Genomic DNA, 18694 nt, shown 5'->3' with positions numbered 1-18694 from the left:
CAACCTATTTTAACTATGAGCAAGAGCTATGCAGCGAGCGTCCATTCAAACCCATCTTTCACCAAGAGAGAAGCATATTTTCTGAACGTATACTTATGCATAATGAAGTAAGTCGAGGGTCGGCAAAAAGTAGACTATATCGATACCGTTAAGCCTATATGCGACCTCAGAGTTATTTTCGTTTTTTCGCTAAAGTGTATAATCTTTGGTACATTGGGTTGTGTGATCAGGACTGGATTCTTCCTGTTGTTTAAAAAAACCATATTCTAAAAGTAATCCATTTTCTCGGGGGGCTGTGTTATGGTCTTTTTCACATAATGTCACTTTGGAATGGCTTTCTTTGTGCTCGTTTAATTTGGATAAGCATACCCCTTGGAATAATCGGGGTTCTCCAATGAATACGGTAATTCTTTTATAATGCAGGAGAGGGGTATCTTCATTAAAGCGATGTGGGTAATAGGGTATTCCTTGGGAAGAGCCAATAAATCGTGATTCATTATTATGGATGTAGCGAGGTGAAGCGGATATCATGACCGGCCCTCGATGCTTCTCATGGACAGCAGGAAAAACTATCTGGCAAATTTGATGAGCGATAGTACCGGTTTCAAACGGATTGTCTTCGAGGAGAAGACTTTTAGGATAAACGGATAACGCTCGTGATAAATCTTGCGTTCCTTTGCTTTTTTCATAGCATGTAGCATCGTAGAGTTTTGCTTTTTCTAATGAACCACTATAACAAATAAACAGATTTAAATGTCCAATGCAAGAGTATGTTTTGACGATTTTTCCAAGCTCATTGCCAATATCGTCAAGGCTCCAATCCAAGCATTTTTTCTTTTTGTCAAAATTATTATCTGCAAATATAATTAAAGTAATTGCCTGATCTTTATCTTGATGTAGCTTTAAAACCTTTTCTAAAGCTGATTTATTATAGACAATACAGCATTCATGCGGATGCTTTTTAGTATACAATGCTACACTTTCACTGCCCTGTCTTGTTTTATGCACGTTAGCATTGATAAAAATAATGCGCGATGCTTTTTCAGGAGATACAGTAGCCGGAGTTGTAATAGGGTGATTTTGGCAAACAAGATTAAAAAATTCTCTTACGTATTCACCGCTTATAATGGTGTTATAGACACTTTCTTTACTTGTTAACAAATGAGGCTTTTTTTCATAAATAGTCCTTACTATTTCTTTTTTATGCTCATTATTTAATCCACTCCATAATTTATTAATGAACACTTTATGCTTGTGTTTTGTTAATTGGATATCCGCGAGGATGATTTTGTTGACTATATTCATCGTAATTTGAAAACAAATAAGAGAATTTTTCTGTTTAATTGCTTGTCCAATACTTGTTCCATTTATTTTTTTATTGGCTCTAAACCTTACTTCTGGTTCTAAAACTCGCACTATTTCTTGGTTTTCATTATAGTGAATAGGAGAGCAAGTGTATAAGCGAAATCCATCTTTATCATGAGTGGCCAAATTAATTACATTCAATGAGCCAGAGTGTTTTTGGGGAAGTGTATTTAAGCGTTTATCATACATTCTAAAATTCCTCTTATTTATCAAGTGTTAGGATAGAAAATAAATGATTTTATTTTGACCTAATCAGATGGGACGACAAATTGTATGGCTTTGTACAAAAAAAATCTAGTAAATATAAAAAATGATTTTATTGTTTAATAGCTTCCAGGATTCTTCACCTCATCTTTCCATACCGAGGCCGATAAGAACGTCTGATGCTAAAACTAAAGTGAACTAGCGTGTAAAACAAATAGATAAAACAATTCCTATTTCGTAGAGCAAACAAAGAGGTACCGCCAGCATAATTTGAGAAAAGACATCAGGTGGGGTGAGTAACATACCTATTATAAATGCACCAACAATAACATAGGGTCTGATGTTTTTTAGAGTCATTACATCGATGATTTTTAAGCGTACGAGCACAAAACATATTAAGGGAATTTGAAAGCAAAATCCGAATGTCATCAACATCCTAGTGATAAAATCCAATGCATAACCCATATCCGGCATGTAACGTACCCCTTTAGGTAAGGAATGAGCAAAAAAATGAAACATGAATGGCAAAACGAAACAAAAACAAAATAAAACACCAGCGAGAAAAAGTATGAGGCTCAATATTAGCGCAGTACGTAAAATGGATTGTTCTTTCTTATAAAGTCCGGGACTAATGAAGCGCCAGAATTGAAATAAGGCGAAAGGAGCGCTCAGCAACATGGCGGCATCAGCGGCTAGCTTTAGTGGGGTAAACACGGGTGAGGTCACTTGCGTGGCAATGACACTTTCTTTAGTAGATAGTGTATTAAGTAACGGGCTAACCAACCCTTGAAATAAGTGATTGGCTAGGAAAAAGAAAATGAAAAATAAAGTGATGAACCAAATTAGGGTTTGCAGTCCTCGACGGCGTAATTCTAAGAGATGGTTTAACATAATGGCATGATTTCTAAGCACCAGTAAGTTCTTCGTTTTTCATGCCAATCTTCTCCGGCCTAATTTCTTTTAACCGGTTAAACTGATCAACAAAAACCACGGTTGGAACCTGGCGTGCACAATCTTCTTCTAATATTTGGGAAAAAGAAGCGATAATTATTAGATCTCCAGGAGTGACCAAATGTGCTGCTGCACCATTGACACAAATTTCAGTTGAGCCAGGTTTGCCCGTGATCGCATAAGTTTCAAATCGCGTTCCTGCCGTGATGTTCCAGACATTAACTGCCTCATAAGGTAAAATATTTGCTGCTTTAAGAAGTTCTGGAGAAATGGTGATACTTCCTTCATAATCCAAATCAGCTTCTGTAACGCAAGCACGATGGATTTTGGATTTTAACATTTTTCTATAAGCCATAATAATTCCAGCCTTGTTCATAGTGGCCGAATTTTACACCATATTTTGAAGCTTATGCTATATAAATTTATCGATTGAATGTAGAACGCCCTATATTCGAAACTTATTAATTAATGTAAGTTCGACGTAAGGGATGGAATACCTTTTAGGTCGCCAATGAGCTCACACTAATTAGGACTTGGGTTTTTATCAGACTACTTTTTAGAGAAGATGCACGATATAATTCTTTTTTACTCTTTGGAGATGAATTAAAGTGAGGCATAGCCCGCGTAAGCGGTTTGGACAGAATTTTCTACACAACCAACATATTATTAATCGTATTTTGCAAGCGATAAATCCGCAATCGCAGGATAATATGCTGGAAATAGGTCCGGGTTTAGGGGCACTAACGCGGCCTTTACTGCGCGACCTAAATCATTTAACCGCTGTTGAAATTGATACTGATTTGCAAAAATATTTGCTAGAATTATCCAGTGCACTAGGTAAACTGCATTTGATTTCAGCTGATGCATTAACACTTGATTACAATCAATTCGGTCCCAAATTACGAGTAGTGGGTAATTTGCCTTATAATATTTCCACTCCGTTGCTCATCCATTTGTTGCATTTTACTGCTTCTATAGAAGATATGCATTTTATGTTACAAAAAGAAGTAGTCGAGCGAATGGCTGCTCAACCAGGATGCAAGGCTTATGGACGGTTAACAGTGATGTTACAGTACCATTGCATCGTGGAACACTTATTTGATGTTCCTCCTGAAGCTTTTGATCCAAAACCTAAGGTGGATTCTGCAGTGGTGCGCCTTGTGCCGTATCGCATTTCACCTTTTGAAGAGGTTGCTGTGGATCGATTGGAGTATTTGGTGGCTCATGCGTTTGCTATGCGCCGTAAAACACTGAACAACAACTTGAAGGGCTTAATAACGGCAGAACAATTACATGATTTGGGTATTGATGGAAGTAAAAGACCAGAACAAATTTCTGTCTCGGAATATGTTCAACTAGCGAAATTTATTTCCAATTAGTGTAAAATTAGTTATTGAGGATTCATTTAGGTCGGAGTTATTAAATTATTATGGAGATGGCTTTGTTTCAACGTCCACGTAAAGGTTCCTTGTCCTCACAAGGTAAATCTTTGAAAGATTTAACACGCATGGTCAATGCCAACCTTTTTTTATCAGAGGAAAGGAGGCAAACATTACTCAAAAAGATGAGAGTTTTGTCGGGCTTAGAAACGTCACGATATGATAGTTTATGTAGCACTCTTATCGATAATCTCGTTCATTATTGCCAAAATATACCCGAGACTACACACAGTTATTATTCGCAGCCCGGTGGGTTAGTTGATCATGCGTTAAATCGCACTGAAGCAGCGCTTAGTTTATTTCAGGAGTTTATGTTACTTGATCAACCTGGGGCAATGTCTGAAGAGCAAAAGCTTTGGCAATATGCGCTTTATTCTGCTGCTTTAGTACAAGGTATAGGTAAGTTATATGCAGATTACCGAGTCGGTCTTTATGATACAAATGGCCAATTTTTAAAAGAATGGAATCCATTGCTTGAGAGTCTGACGAACACTGGAGTTCATTATTTTTATGAGTTTCAAAAAGAGTCAGAGGTTGAGCTGCGTCGTCGACTTAATTTATTGATGGCCAGGACATTAATGCCTGTAAGCGGTTTTAACTGGATTGCTTCTAATCCTGAAGTTTTAGCGGTTTGGTTAGCTTTATTGAATGAGGACGAGCGTTCTGCGGGTACTTTAGGTGCACTATTAATTCACGCCGAAGCAATTGCAATTCAACGTTATTTACTTGAGTTTATGGGTCGAGTTGTTTCGGCTCAAGGTGGCGGGCGTTATCGAGCCGCTACGTTCTCCGGTGGCCAGCCCGAATCTATAATGGAAAAAGAACAGGCCATAGGAATGGAGTTCATCCGCTGGATGATTAAATCCTTAGATGAAGGTCGCATTATGATTAATAAAGCACCTTTATTCATGGTTCCTGGTGGTATGTTGATGTGTCCTGAAATATATCAATTGTTTGTGCGGGAACATCCTGAATATAAAAATTGGCAAGCAGCCAAGAATGGTTTTTTATCGTTAGCGCTTCACAGTCGTGCCGCTGACGGGGGGGTGACGAGCCGATTTGAAGCAAAAGGAAAAATGGAGTCAGGTATCGTCTTTTCTAAATACGCACTTGCTTTACCTACGTCAGTCAAAGTGCAAAATATGAATACCGGAAAAGTTGAGACTATGTCGGCTACTGAATTGATTCATAAAGCTCAGTTCAACAGTCAATTTACGCAACAAAATAGTAGTTTAGTGACTTCGTTGCAGAAATTAAATGCAAGTGGAAAATGGCAATCTGTTGAAAATGAGAATAATACGTTAAGGCCAGGAGCAAAAAACGGTGCCTGATTATGCAATCGGTGATGTACAAGGCTGTTATGAGCCCTTGCAGAGGTTACTGGAGTTAATTAAATTTGATGAAAAAACGGACTGCTTGTGGTTTGTTGGTGATCTGGTAAATCGTGGTCCTGAGTCTTTGGCTGTTTTGCGCTTTGTTCGGTCCTTACCCATTACGCCAAGAATCACGTTAGGTAATCACGATTTACATTTATTAGCTTCACTATTTGGTGGAAGACCTTGGCGCGGAAATGATGACACGCTACAGGAAGTGATGTGTGCTTCAGATAGTGAAGATTTAGGGCATTGGTTAAGAAAGCAATCTATGTTGCATTACTCATCCGAGCTTAAAGTGGTGATGTGTCATGCTGGAATAGCTCCTTTATGGGACTTAACCCAGGCAATACAACGGGCTAAAGAACTTGAAGAAGTACTTTCAGGTGACCATTTTTATGATTTTCTGGCCCATCTCTATGGTAATAAACCAGATTTATGGTCCGATGAGTTAACTGGAATAGACAGACTGCGGTCTATAACGAATTATTTTACGCGGATGCGTTTTTGTGATGCAAACGGCCGGTTAGAATTAGGTTATAAGGGGACTATTGCGCAAGCACCAGCAAATCTTTATCCTTGGTATGAAGTACCAAGTCGTAAGGAAATCGAGTGCGATATTGTTTTTGGGCATTGGGCTGCTTTAATGGGGAAATGTCCCCATCCTAAAATTCATGCCATAGATACTGGATGTCTCTGGGGGGGGCAATTAACCGCATTACGTTTGCAGGACAAGCAGCGGTTTGCAGTGTGGAACAAAAAATGATCTTAAAAAAAAGAGCACTGCTTTTTTTGTTTATTTACTTGGTTGCATGCCAGGTTTGGTCCATCCCTGCTGTGGAAGATTTACCAATAAAAGAAGCTGAAGCTCGCTTGCAAAAAGCAATAGAAAATCCTGAGTTTATGTTAAAACACTGGATAGAGTTACCCACATCACCTGCTTCACGTAACAAAGCCATTCATCAGTTGAGTTTACGCGAGGCTATTTTATTGGCCTTACGCTATAACCCTAATATTCAAAATGCCGAGTTAGATCGTATCGTTCAGCGCTATCAATTGCGTTTAGCGTATAATGAGTTTGAATTACAATATGCTATAGGTGCTTCAGGAGCAGTTCAGAAAACTACCTATTCTGGTATTGGTTCCAATACAAATCATACGCTTCTAGCTACCCCAGAATTTAAGCTGAATACGAAGTTGGGTACATCAGCGAAGTTAGGAATTGATAATAATTTGAATGGGAACAACAGCTATAATCCTGTATTGAACTTTTCATTAACACAACCTCTATTACGTGGTTTTGGTAAATCCGTCAATGAAGTAGCACTTTTAAATGCTGAAGACACCGAGTGGTTGAATAAGTTAAATTTAAAGCAATCGGTAGCCGATCAAGTAACCCAAGTGATCATTGCTTATCGAATGTTGATTCTTAGTGGTAATAATTTACAAAATCAGCGCTTGCAATTAAAAGAAGCTCAAAAATCATATGAAATCAATGAAAAAAAAATAAAGGCAGGACAATTAGAGCCCACGGGTAATATTCAACAATCGTATCAAATTGAATCTTTAAGTTTGATGGTTGAGCAAGCAGAGAACGATTTCCAAACCTCATCACAAGATTTATTACAGACGATAGGACTTGATCCAGAAATGCACATATCAGTACCTAGCGATGTAGTATTAGACAAACTTACCATTCCTAATTTAAAGCAATCGATTGAGTATGCTTTGAATCATAACACTCAATATCTAGCCCATAAAATTGCATTACGTGCGGATGAGCGTGCTTATAAAGTTGCTAAAAATAAGCAATTATGGCAATTGGATTTAGGAGGAAACGTCCAAAGCGGGGTTGTGAATGATGTTACTGGGAATAGTGGTGGTGTGCGTGGTATTTATGATGGAAACAATGTGACTGAAACAGCACGCTTGACCTTAACCGTTCCTCTACATGATCTCAATCGACGGAGTCAATTAATTAATGCAAAAGTACGTTTAGAAAAGGATCGCTTGAGCTTCCTTGCTGCTAAAAGAGCATTAATCACTAATATCACGAATAATATAAATAATATCAAAAGCTTAGCTAAACGATATCAGTTAGCACAAAAACAAGTGAAATTGGCAGAGCAGTCTTATGCTTTGGAAAAGAAAAAACAACAAGCAGGTATCTCCAGCGCATTGGATGTAAACAACACACAAAATCAATTAATTCAAGCCCAGGCAGGGTTAATCAATGCAAAAATTGCGTATTTGAATCAGATATCAAATCTGCAAAGAACTCTTGGAACAACACTGGAGCATTGGCAAATTAAATTAAGGTATGGTGGATGAATAGGTATCTCAATCAAGTAATGATCATAATCTTATTAATGACGAGCGTTTTTTTATCTTCGTGTGGACATCATGAACAGCAAAAGACCGCTGCTTTGCACGAGTATAAAGTCCAAGAACAACCCATTCATAAGACATTACATTTTACAGGAACAGTTCAACCTTTACATGAAAATACTCTGAGTAGCCCCATTGAAGCTGTGGTTGAAACGATGAATTTTCATTATGGGCAAATGGTTAAAAAAGGTGATGTCCTTGTTACTTTAAATTCGACAGAGTTACAAAAGCAGTTTAATGACACATTAACAGAATACTTAAAAGCTAAAGACAGTTATACCATTGCTAAAGCCAAATTTGTAGGAACTCAGGATTTATGGAATTCAGGCTTATTGTCCAAAAATAATTATTTGAGTGAAAAATCAAATGTGGATACGGGACGAGTTACTTTGATGCAATCCACGCGTAAGTTAACCGAGATGTTGGAAAAATTAGATGAAAATCACTCACAAAATATATCCTCTTTAAGTTTAGCCGACTTCGACAGGTTAAAAAATATTTTGACTTCACAACATAACTTGATTCATTTAAAAGCATCAAGTGATGGTGTGCTGCTTTATCCTCCCAAAGCAGGAGAGGATAAAAGTGCACGTGTCACTGTGGGGAGTTCAGTTAAGTCAGGCCAAGTGATTGGGTTAATTGGTGATTTATCGGGAATTAGTATCGAAATTGATGTTCCTGAAATTGATATTACACAAGTTCAAGCAGGTATGGATGCAACAGTCAGTGGGGTTGCTTTTGGTAAATATCGATTAAAAGGGAAGTTGGTTGCAGTGAATGCACAAGCTTCTAATAATAATGGGCTTCCTTTTTTTACAGCGGTTGTTGAAGTACGAGAGTTAAGTTCAGAGCAACAAAAATGGATCAAAGTAGGTATGAGTGCATCCATAGAATTAAGTGTGGATAATGGAAAGCAATTAGTGATCCCTATTGCTGCGATCAAACGTGAAAAAGGACAAAGTATTGTTCAGGTAAAAAATGAATCAGGTTCTATTGAAAAACGTGTCATTACAACGGGTGCAGCTCAAGCGGATTCAGTGCTTGTTGAAGCAGGCCTAAATACTGGTGATGTGGTGGTTTATGAGTAATTCCTTATCTGATCTATGTAAAAAAAGTGGAACACAAGGAAACAGCAATGATAGGAACAGGGAAAAACAACCTTTAATGATGCTTACAGATATTGTGAAAACGTATCATCTTGAGGGGATTAGCTCCACAATTTTAAAAGAAGTATCACTTAACGTTTATGAAGGTGATCTTCTTGCTATTGTAGGCGCTTCTGGTTCCGGTAAGTCTACATTGATGAATATTATGGGGTTATTAGATAAAGCGGATAGTGGCACTTATTGGTTAAACCATCGTAATGTAGCTGCTTTGACTGATGATCAAACTGCAGAATTAAGGAATCAAAATATAGGATTTGTTTTTCAACAGTTTAACTTATTACCACGTTTTAGTGCGAAGCAAAATGTAGCTTTGCCTTTAGTTTATCGTGGTGTTCCAGCTGCTGAAATTGAAGAAAAAGTTCTTGCTGCTCTTGAATGTGTGGGTATGCACCAATATGCACAGCACCGGCCCACACAACTATCAGGAGGACAACAACAAAGAGTTGCTATAGCTCGTGCCTTAGTAACAGAGCCCCAAGTGATTTTAGCAGATGAACCTACTGGTGCACTTGATTCGCGTACAGGTAATGAGGTAATGAATTTGTTTTTATCCTTACATGATCAAGGTCGAAGTATCATCATGATTACCCATGATGAACAAATCGCAGCACTTTGCCAGCGAAGAATTATACTCGTGGATGGAGTGGTATCAGCGGAGACGGTGTCATGAAGTTTTCTGGGCATTGTCAGCAAGCTTTAGTCAACTTGACTGCAGCTAAATTACGTTCTTTTTTGGCTATTTTAGGCATTTTGGTGGGCACAGCTGCGGTTGTTGCTTTAATCAGTTGTGGTCAATTAGCTACAGAAAAGGCTTTAGCGCAGTTTAAAGCATTGGGTACGGATTTACTTTCAGTTGCTGTTTACTCAAAAACTGTAGGCAAATCACAAAGCAATCAGGAATCAGTTTCTGTAGCGCAATGGGAGCAACTCGCTGATCGAATACCTTATATTGTGGATATGGCACCATATAGTACGGCCTATCAGAATCTAAGTTTTCAAGGAAAATCGATGCAAGGAGCCGTAATTGGAGCTAATGAACATTTGGCCAAAATTGCTAACATCAAATTAGCTGCTGGGCATTTTGTTTCTTTTGTAGACTCATATGAACACTATTGTGTTATTGGCGCGAACTTAGCTCGACAAATAAGAGAAATTAGTTTTGATGAGCCAATAGGAAAACAAGTACGAATAGGACAATCTTTATATACTATTATCGGAGTTGCTGAACCCTGGAAGGAAAATGGTTTTTTTAATGAAGACGTCAATCAGGCGGTGATTGTTCCTTTGGTAGGTATTAATCTAATCAGTAAAGATGCTAAAGTAAATAATGTGATTTTGAAGTTAAAGCCAGATAGCCCTATTGATGAAGTTGTTGAAGAAATAAAACAAATTGTTGGTTCTATAGCGCCTCGATTAAACGTGTTTACCCGTAGCCCCAAACAAATCATTGCTAGTATGGAAAGTCAAGGACAAATTTTTACCTTATTACTTGCTGTAATCGGTGGTATCTCGCTTTTAGTGGGCGGAATTGGTGTGATGAATGTGATGTTGGTTTCAGTGAGTGAACGTAAAAAAGAAATTGGTATTCGCAAAGCTGTTGGTGCTAAAAACAGCGAAATTCAAGCTTTATTTTTAGCAGAATCTGTTATGCTCTCGCTATTAGGAGGTGTACTCGGCGTCTTTTTAGGATTAATTGTGACCCGCATTTTGGCCTATTTTAGCGATTGGAATTTTTCAATCTATTTTCTTCCCCCTATAGCAGGGTTTTTAGTTTCTGCTGCAACAGGAATTTTCTTTGGTTTTTATCCTGCTCGACGAGCAGCGAAATTGGCACCTGTAGTTTCTTTGCGCAGCGAATAATGACTCAGAGCGCATCATGATTTCCAATCATCTAGGGTAGAGTACACTGCCATTGAATTGTCCTCGCGAAAGCGGGGACCCATTTTGATAAGGAACAATGCTAAATAGAAATGGATTTCCGCTTTCGCGAAAATGACGAACCCCTTAAGTCAATGGCAGTATTCCTCTGCCCTAACGGAACCAAGTAGACTCTGAATCTCATAAAATCCTTATCCCGAAATGGAGTTGGAGTAACTCACACTTCTATCTGGACCATCATAGGGCTTTTCATTTGCAGAACTAAAAAAGAACAGATTTCGATTCACTTCTTTCCACAAGGAAGAGGTTTTAGGTTGTTTCTGCAAGATATATTCTTTTGTAGCTTTATGAGATTGCTCCCAAACACAGGCAACATCTTCAAAGCCACCTAGGGCATAAGGTCCTACATGCAGGGTTTTAGCTTCCATTTGTTTCTTATCCAGTTCGAGGCGAAGCTCCCATGGTAGTGTGGACATGTAATCATTCCAAACTTTGGTTTCCAAAATATCGACACCTGTTACACTGGGCACTTGCAGGAGTTCATCCTTTAATTGTTTTATTTTTTCCGGAGTGAAGACGAAATCAGTACTCTTATTTTTTTGACTGGACTTTAAATTAATATATGCGGTACATAAACGTCCGTCTTTAGGATCGACACGATTATCTCTAGTAGTAATCAAGGCTAAATGCTCTAATCCTTCTGAGGTAAGGCCTTTATATTCATAATAATGATTGGCTGGGAATCCATGCAATTTAACTACTGCAACGGGGTATTGATACCAACTGAGATTATCAACGCATTGTTGTTCTGTTTCGGTAAGCTCCATCCCTAATTTTGGCCAATACAGAGGTGAAATCGCAAGGACTAAGGAGTTTGCACTGATGCTGTGTAAGACTCCATCTGATTCAAAAACTACGGTAACTCCCTTATCATTTCTTGTAATGGATTGGATGTTGGATTTATAGCTAATATCAAAGTCAGCAGCTATGGCTTCCATTAATTCTTGGAAGCCATTTTGAACGCCCCGTAGGCCTTGTATTCCAAAAAGTTTGGGAACGATCAGATCAGGCAGAGTCATAGTACCGTAGTATTCAAGAACAGCGTAGGTAGGACACTCTTCCATAAGGCCATAACCGAAAGCAGGAACAAAGATATAAGAAAATTCATTTATCTTTTCTAAATGATGCTGCTTGGCAAACTCTTTAAAAGGAATTTTATACTCTGCCGGCAGATCTTGATGTTTATCTCTTAAATTTTGATATTTTTTAGCATGCATCGCAAAAACGCGCACCTCATTGGTGAATTCTAACCCAAAGACCCCTTTTTCTAATAAGCTCATTTGGCTTAAATTTTTATCAAAAGGAAGAGTACTTAGGTCCGAGGGTAATACTTGTTCCCAAACTAACTGTTTTTCTTGCATCTTATCAATGACTTTACCATAATTGGGTGCTATTAAAGCCGCTCCCCATTCGGTTTTATTGTTTTTATCTAAGGAATCAGTAAAGGTATGGCATTTACCTCCTGCTTGAGCTTCTTTTTCCAAAATGAATACGGATTTTTCATGTTTTTTTAAAACACTAGCAGCAGATAAACCGGAGGGACCTGCACCTATGATAATTGTATCTACCCTGTTTAATTCGTTCATTCGTTGCTCCTTAACGCTAAATAAAAAAATTTTAAGGTGGAGGTAATGCTATGTAAAATATAGAATTTTTATATTGGGTATAAATAAAATTTATGGGACCCAGTTCATCCTGATGGAGCTTCTGGGGGAAGTATCGCTCTGAATTGAAAGGACAAATCGATGTTACCTTCTGCAAGTGATTTAATTTATTTCTATGAAGTTGCTAAAGAATCAAATTTTAGTAGAGCTGCTAAAAAGCTGCATATAAGTCAACCCTCATTAAGTTTTTCCATAAAAAGACTCGAACAATTACTTAATACACACTTATTTATTCGCCATACCCAAGGCGTGACTTTAACTCGGGCAGGTAATACATTATTCGAGAATTTTGAGAGTTTATTAGCGCAGTGGCATTCATTAACTACAACGATTAAAGAAGAAAATCAGCACGTTAAAGGAAAGGTAACTATAAGTTGTTATTCCACACTTTGTTCTCATCTGTCGGAAATAAGCGCTGATTTACTGCGACAATATCCAGAACTGGAAATTCATTTCAAACATGGTCTTTCACCTGAAATTATGCAAAATATCATTGAAGGCAATGTAGATATCGGTATTATGACCGATCCTCATCCACATGCTAACGTGATAATTCGCAACATTGCAGAAACAGAGTTTGGATTTTGGGTATCCTGTAAACAAAGTGCTGAAGTTGATTTATATTCTGATGAACTATTAATTTTGGCGGATTTAAAAATTTCACCATCACAATATTTATTGAACGAATTACAAAAATTACGTCCACATAAACCTGCTCCACGTATCTGTAATGTTGATCAAATTGAAGCTGTAGCAGGTATGGCAGTAAATAATCACGGGGTTGCTATTTTACCCAATTGCTACATAGAGCTTCATTTTAAAGATCAATTAAAGAAGATTGAAGACGCACCAATTTATGTTAAACCTTTATGTTTGGTGTATAGGCCTGATGTGCAACAAATTGCTGCAGTGAAAATTGTATTAGAAGCAATAGACGATTTGATTCACTCTAATAATACTCGAAAAAGCAGTTGAGTCCTATTGCACAAGCTAAGGGCACTTAACCTACTGTATTTTTATAGGATAATTCAAAATCGATTTCCACATCTTTCCTTGGAGTGCACTTCGTTTATTTCTCTATTGCACCAAATTTATAAGTACCTTAAGATGAAAAAATTCCTTGATCATTAAATGGACTTGAACATGTTAAAAAAATTTTTAGAAATAAGTGTCTTAACTGCTAGTCTTTGTTCCTTAGGTTATGCAGATGCATCACCTTCTTCTTCAACTAATTCGAATTCGGTCCCTTCGAGTTATATGCCAGTGGATATCCATGAGAGTTTTCAAAGCATTTTGCAGCGTATGAGTGGTGCTAAGCAAGAGATTAATGATCGCCAGCAAGAATTATTAAAGCAGCGCTATGATTTGAGTAATAATCCTTCTCAAAACGTAAAGATGTCTAATGGAAAACCCGTACAAGAAGGTATTCGTGTCAAACTTCCTGAAGGTGTCACTTGGGAACAGTTGGCCAAAATGAGTCCAGAAGAGATTAAGGAAAAAGGTTTTTTCCCGCAGGGGTTCTTACCTTTACCTCATCCTAATCATCCAGAAGGTGGAATGTTATTTCCTAAGTTTGTTATTGATGAAATTAAAAAACAAGAAGATAGAGATTTAACTCGTTTTGATCTGGATTTTGATATTCCAGATCATTTTTTACCTCCTTTTCCTGCTCCTATTTATTTAACCACCAGGCCTGATCTTGGGGATGTATCAAAAGGAAAGATGGTGACTATTGAAAATTATTATGAATTATTTAATGGTCTATTAAATCCTAAACAATTAGAGGGTTTACGTTTATTGGTAACTCCTTTTATGCAACAACAATTTAACCAGACTGAAGACCGGCGCACGGTGAAGCCTAGTCGTGGAGTTTCATGTTTTGATTGTCATGCTAATGGGCATACTAATAAAGCAACACATTTGGTGGGTGATATCAGGCCACAAGAATTTCGTCATCGTATTAATACACCAACTTTACGTGGAGTCAACATCCAGCGACTGTTTGGTTCGCAACGTGCTTTGAAGACCGTGGAGGACTTTACCGAATTTGAACAAAGAGCGGCTTACTTTGATGGTGATCCTGTGATTGCAACCAAGAAAGGAGTGAATATTCTTGAGCGTGGCAGCCAGGTCCATTTTATGGCGGAATTCCAGGAAATTTTGGATTTTCCTCCTGCACCTAAGTTGAATTGGGAAGGAAAACTCGATCCTGCTAAAGCAACTCCAGCAGAGTTACGAGGCCAAGAACTCTTTTTTGGTAAAGCAAAATGTGCCACTTGCCACGTACCACCTTATTATACTGACAATACCATGCATAATTTACAAACAGAGAAATTTTATAAACCTCAAACAATTAATGGTATGAGAGCAGTTGGTGATGGACCTATAAAAACATTTCCTTTAAGAGGTATTAAAGATTCTCCTCCATACTTGCATGATGGACGTTTGTTAACTTTAGCAGACACCGTAGAGTTTTTTAACTTAGTATTGCAGTTACAGTTAACTAAGGACGAAAAAACTGATTTAGTTGCTTTTATGGAAGCGCTTTAATAGTCACTGTATACTTAGCGTGAGTTCGCCATAAAAGGAGCATAAAAATGCCTTTTATGGCGAACTCACGCTAAGTAGTGCTATAAAAAACAGAGGTAACAAAAAATCGGGGGGAAGAACTATGAAAAAATGGGTGCTTGCTGCAATTGCATATGTTCTGGTACATCAAGTTGCCTTTGCACAACAAAATTGGAATCAATGGGTGGCTGGAATTAGAGCAGAAGCCTTACAACAAGGTATTTCGCCAGAAGTTTTTGATGAAGCATTTGCGAACATTCATGAGCCAAGCCATCAAATTAAAGGACTTTTGCGTTCGCAACCTGAACATCGATTGACGTTTATTAAATATCGCAATACTCGGGTGGATAGTTATCGGATTGCTATTGGTCGTAAAGAATATAAGCGCAATCAAGCAGTCCTGGATGCAGTGGCTAAGCAATATGGAGTAAATCCTTGTTTTATCGTCTCTTTTTGGGGGATGGAAACAAGTTATGGTAGTTATATGGGCAATTTTCCTGTAATTAAGGCATTAGCGACTCTGGCTTATGACTCAAATCGTAAGGAATTTTTCCGTAAAGAATTATTTATTGCCTTACGAATTCTTAATGAAGGTCATGTGGATTTGGCTGATTTCAAAGGTGAGTGGGCTGGTGCTTCAGGTCAGCCGCAATTTTTGCCTTCCAGCTGGGTAAAATATGCTGTTGATTATGATGGTGATGGACGCAAAGATATTTGGAGAAGTAAACCGGATGTTTTTGCCTCAATCGCAAATTACATGAAGCAAAATGGTTGGCAAACTGGGGAGCCCTGGGCTATTCAAGTGAAGTTACCTCCCAAATTCAATATGGCGATGGCCGGTAAAACCATTGTGAAGCCTGTGAGTGAATGGAATGCTGTAGGAGTACGTACAGAAGATGGTCAGCCATTACCTTACTCAAATTTGGAAGCAAGTATTGTGCAACCATTGGGCGGTCCAACTTTCTTAGCATTTCCTAACTATAAGATGATTTTACACTATAATAACTCTATCTATTATGCTGGGGCAGTAGGTTATTTAGCAGATAAAATTTGTCAGGGGCAACAAAGAAGGTAATGAATTATGGACACTTATCTTGATAAGACGGCCAGTTTGACTCCTTTAGCGAAAAGAATAATTTGTGACAAGGCTACAGAATATCCTCATACTGGAGCCTATAATTTTCTGGTGACTCAGGGAACCTATTTATGCAGACGTTGTGGTTTGGCCTTATTTCGCGGGTCAAGCCAGTTCAGCTCAGGATGTGGTTGGCCAAGTTTTGATGATAATATTGTCCATGCAGTAAAACAGGTTCCTGATCGTGATGGGCAACGCATGGAACTACTTTGTGCACGCTGTGAGGCTCATTTAGGCCATGTTTTTACCGGTGAATATTTTACCCAAAAGAATTTACGCCATTGTGTTAATTCAGCCTCTCTTGATTTTGTTGCCGATAATCAGGTTTTAGACACTGAAGAGGCCATTTTGGCGGGTGGATGTTTTTGGGGTGTTGATCATTTTTTAAAACAAATCCCTGGGGTGCTTCGAGTTGAGGTAGGCTATACTGGAGGAGTTACTTTAGAGCCCAGTTACGAACAAGTATGTCAAGGCAATACGGGGCATTACGAAGCTGTACGCGTTGTTTTTGATAGGGATAAAACTGATTATCATTATGTTTTGAAACGGTTTTTCGAAATTCATGACCCGACGCAAAAATCAGGACAAGGTCCTGATATAGGACAACAATATCAAAGTGCGGTTTTTTATTACAACGAGGAACAACTAGCCGAAGCAAAGCGATTAATTCAGATATTGCAAAAAAAAGGATATCAAGTTGCTACCCGTCTTTTTCCAGTAGTAACATTTTGGCCCGCAGAAGAATATCACCAAGATTATTATGCGAAACATCGTAAGGCACCTTATTGTCACCAGCCAGTAAACCGATTTGGTTAGGGTTTTTGGAGTATATCAGGGGACGAAAAATGGAATTTACTTTTCGAATTGCTACAAAAAAAGATAAAGAGAAAATTTCTTTCTTAGTCGAGAAATTAGCAGAGTATGAGCGAAAAAAAACGGAAGAAATTCATTTAACTCTGGATAAAATTGAAGCTCATGGTTTTGGCAAAAATAAATATTTTTATGTCTTATTAGCCGAATATAAGAAAAAACCAGCAGGTTATGCATTATATTTTTTTTCATATTCTGCTCCAGAAGCTGCTCCTGTTCTTTATGTCGAAGATTTATTTGTAACTGAAATGTATCAAAATCAAGGTTTGGGCACTGCTTTATTGTCTTATCTTGCCCGCTTAGCGTTAGAGAAACAATGTTGTCGAATGGAAGGACATGCATTTACTTGGAATAAGAAATCCATTCACTTCTATGAGTTTTTAGGAGCACATCCACGAACAGATCTGTTGCAATTTCGTTTAGCAGGAGACTCTTTAGAGCGGTTGGCAGCTGGAAAGCTTGGGCAATGAGCTACGCACTACTTTAAAGCGAAAGGAGTCTTTAGTTGTTTTATTGAAAACAAAAACAGGATAAACTATGATTAAATTACCAACACAATTTTTAATTGGGTACAGAGTTATTTATCACAATGACCCACTTCGACATAAATAATATCTGGAGGCACTATGGGTGAAGAAAATCTTGAAGTACCAAAAAAAGAGCCAAAAAAAGACCCAGAAAAAGAGCCAATTGGTTTAACAGCTCCTCCTAAAACAAAAGTAACTCCTACCGAGGAGGTGGTGACTACTTTAACTACCGCCCATGAGGAAGAAGAGGCAAAAAAGAAACAAAGTGTTCTGGTTCAGAGCGCGGATATGGACAGGCTTTTAAAAAACTATAGAGAGTTTTGTCAAAATAGAAAGCCTCCTATAGAAGTAGATGAAAACAAGCTAAAACCTGATAAAGATGGTAAAGTAAGCCTCGATTTTAAATCTCCTGAAGATATGAACGCATTTTTTAAAGAGCGCGCTGCGGCTAATGATCGTTTTGTGATTATTGATGCAAAAACAAACCAGGTTCTTGCTTTTTCAAATGGTGATAAAGAGATTTATAGGCCTGGAAAACCTCCGGATGGAAAACCTAGAAAACTTGAGGAGGGTGAATCTATATTGCCTAAAAAAGAGGAAATGGGGAATCTTCCTAAATATGATGATAAGTTTAAAATGCCGGAGCCCTCAGAGACTTCATCTAAGAAGCTAGATATAAAGTAGAGTCTAGGAAGAAATTATAAAGACTTTTCTTTTTGGTACTGCATCTCTGCTTCTTCGGCTTTACGCTGGTTTTCTTTTAACTGTATTTCATTAAGTTGCTGTTGCCACAAGGCAGCAGCTTGTGTTTTTAATTGATTTATTTTTCTGATTAATAATCCTAAATGAGTCGCGAGCATGGGCAGTTTTTTAGGGCCAAATACAATTAAAGCAACGATGAATATTACTAAAATTTCGCCACTCATAAGGATTTGTCGTCTTCTTTAGGTGTTTGAGGTTGGTCTTCATTCAATGCCTTACGGAAATTTCGAATGGCCTCACCAAGATCAGTACCTATCGTTTTTAATCTAGAAGTGCCAAAAAGGACAATAACAATCACTAAAATCAATAATAAAGAAAGAGGGCTGATACCACTGAGTCCCATT

19 protein-coding genes are annotated in these 18694 nt (G+C 38.0%); 13 read left to right on the top strand and 6 right to left on the bottom strand.

Going from position 1 to position 18694, the window contains the following annotated elements; all coding sequences use genetic code 11:
* Positions 1–189: 189 nt before the first annotated feature.
* From Lgra_RS05710 to panD, 3 genes are all read right to left on the bottom strand, one after another.
* Entirely contained in the window at positions 190–1554 is a 1365-nt protein-coding gene (locus tag Lgra_RS05710) for a hypothetical protein (protein WP_058498309.1), read from the bottom strand.
* A gap of 213 nt (positions 1555–1767) precedes the next feature.
* Entirely contained in the window at positions 1768–2460 is a 693-nt protein-coding gene (gene tatC, locus Lgra_RS05705; RefSeq protein ID WP_058498706.1) for a twin-arginine translocase subunit TatC, read from the bottom strand.
* Between the two features lie 13 nt (positions 2461–2473).
* A complete protein-coding gene (panD, locus tag Lgra_RS05700) occupies positions 2474–2875 on the bottom strand; it encodes an aspartate 1-decarboxylase (protein ID WP_058498308.1) in 402 nt (133 codons plus the stop codon).
* A gap of 253 nt (positions 2876–3128) precedes the next feature.
* Between panD and rsmA the strand changes: the two genes are divergently transcribed.
* The 7 genes from rsmA (at position 3129) to Lgra_RS05665 (ending at position 10746) form a co-directional block, all read left to right on the top strand.
* Positions 3129–3899: a 16S rRNA (adenine(1518)-N(6)/adenine(1519)-N(6))-dimethyltransferase RsmA gene (gene rsmA, locus Lgra_RS05695; protein WP_058498307.1), complete on the top strand. Its 771-nt coding sequence runs from the start codon at positions 3129–3131 to the stop codon at positions 3897–3899.
* Between the two features lie 50 nt (positions 3900–3949).
* Complete coding sequence (locus Lgra_RS05690) at positions 3950–5290, top strand: conjugal transfer nickase/helicase domain-containing protein (RefSeq protein ID WP_058498306.1); 1341 nt, start codon at positions 3950–3952, stop codon at positions 5288–5290.
* Positions 5283–6098, top strand: coding sequence for a symmetrical bis(5'-nucleosyl)-tetraphosphatase (locus tag Lgra_RS05685; protein WP_058498305.1), 816 nt, complete (start codon positions 5283–5285; stop codon positions 6096–6098). The genes Lgra_RS05690 and Lgra_RS05685 overlap by 8 nt, the downstream gene beginning before the upstream one ends.
* Positions 6095–7663, top strand: coding sequence for a TolC family protein (locus Lgra_RS05680; protein ID WP_238584371.1), 1569 nt, complete (start codon positions 6095–6097; stop codon positions 7661–7663). Before Lgra_RS05685 ends, Lgra_RS05680 begins: the two co-directional genes overlap by 4 nt.
* Positions 7660–8808 (top strand): efflux RND transporter periplasmic adaptor subunit, encoded by a 1149-nt coding sequence (locus tag Lgra_RS05675; protein WP_058498303.1) that lies wholly within the window; start codon positions 7660–7662, stop codon positions 8806–8808. The genes Lgra_RS05680 and Lgra_RS05675 overlap by 4 nt, the downstream gene beginning before the upstream one ends.
* A 76-nt stretch (positions 8809–8884) precedes the next feature.
* The gene (locus tag Lgra_RS05670; protein ID WP_058498705.1) at positions 8885–9556 is read left to right on the top strand and encodes an ABC transporter ATP-binding protein; all 672 of its coding nucleotides are present in this window, start codon (positions 8885–8887) and stop codon (positions 9554–9556) included.
* Complete coding sequence (locus Lgra_RS05665; RefSeq protein ID WP_058498302.1) at positions 9553–10746, top strand: ABC transporter permease; 1194 nt, start codon at positions 9553–9555, stop codon at positions 10744–10746. Before Lgra_RS05670 ends, Lgra_RS05665 begins: the two co-directional genes overlap by 4 nt.
* 209 nt (positions 10747–10955) lie before the next feature.
* Here the strand turns inward: Lgra_RS05665 and Lgra_RS05660 are convergent, their stop codons facing one another.
* A complete protein-coding gene (locus Lgra_RS05660) occupies positions 10956–12410 on the bottom strand; it encodes an NAD(P)-binding protein (protein WP_058498301.1) in 1455 nt (484 codons plus the stop codon).
* Between the two features lie 159 nt (positions 12411–12569).
* On the opposite strand from Lgra_RS05660, the gene Lgra_RS05655 reads away from it, so the two are divergent.
* From Lgra_RS05655 to Lgra_RS05630, 6 genes are all read left to right on the top strand, one after another.
* Positions 12570–13463, top strand: a complete 894-nt coding sequence (locus Lgra_RS05655; RefSeq protein WP_058498300.1) for a LysR family transcriptional regulator — start codon at positions 12570–12572, stop codon at positions 13461–13463.
* 168 nt (positions 13464–13631) lie between these two features.
* Positions 13632–15038 carry a hypothetical protein gene (locus Lgra_RS05650; RefSeq protein ID WP_058498299.1) on the top strand — a complete coding sequence of 469 codons (1407 nt, stop codon included), beginning with the start codon at positions 13632–13634 and terminating at the stop codon, positions 15036–15038.
* Between the two features lie 121 nt (positions 15039–15159).
* Positions 15160–16131 (top strand): lytic murein transglycosylase, encoded by a 972-nt coding sequence (locus Lgra_RS05645; protein WP_058498298.1) that lies wholly within the window; start codon positions 15160–15162, stop codon positions 16129–16131.
* Between the two features lie 6 nt (positions 16132–16137).
* The gene (locus Lgra_RS05640) at positions 16138–17007 is read left to right on the top strand and encodes a bifunctional methionine sulfoxide reductase B/A protein (protein ID WP_058498297.1); all 870 of its coding nucleotides are present in this window, start codon (positions 16138–16140) and stop codon (positions 17005–17007) included.
* Between the two features lie 29 nt (positions 17008–17036).
* Positions 17037–17531, top strand: a complete 495-nt coding sequence (locus Lgra_RS05635; protein WP_058498296.1) for a GNAT family N-acetyltransferase — start codon at positions 17037–17039, stop codon at positions 17529–17531.
* A gap of 156 nt (positions 17532–17687) precedes the next feature.
* Positions 17688–18272 (top strand): hypothetical protein, encoded by a 585-nt coding sequence (locus Lgra_RS05630; protein ID WP_058498295.1) that lies wholly within the window; start codon positions 17688–17690, stop codon positions 18270–18272.
* Between the two features lie 14 nt (positions 18273–18286).
* On the opposite strand, the gene Lgra_RS05625 is transcribed toward Lgra_RS05630, so the two are convergent.
* Together Lgra_RS05625 and tatA are read right to left on the bottom strand one after the other, a co-directional pair.
* Positions 18287–18514, bottom strand: coding sequence for a Sec-independent protein translocase subunit TatA/TatB (locus Lgra_RS05625; RefSeq protein WP_058498294.1), 228 nt, complete (start codon positions 18512–18514; stop codon positions 18287–18289).
* Complete coding sequence (gene tatA / locus Lgra_RS05620; RefSeq protein ID WP_058498293.1) at positions 18511–18693, bottom strand: twin-arginine translocase TatA/TatE family subunit; 183 nt, start codon at positions 18691–18693, stop codon at positions 18511–18513. Before tatA ends, Lgra_RS05625 begins: the two co-directional genes overlap by 4 nt.
* Position 18694: the final 1 nt, after the last annotated feature.

The sequence above is a fragment of the Legionella gratiana genome, assembly GCF_001467695.1.
GTDB classification, from domain to species: domain Bacteria; phylum Pseudomonadota; class Gammaproteobacteria; order Legionellales; family Legionellaceae; genus Legionella; species Legionella gratiana.
The sequence above is the reverse complement of the archived record's forward strand: the minus strand, read 5'-3'. Positions and strand labels throughout refer to the sequence as shown.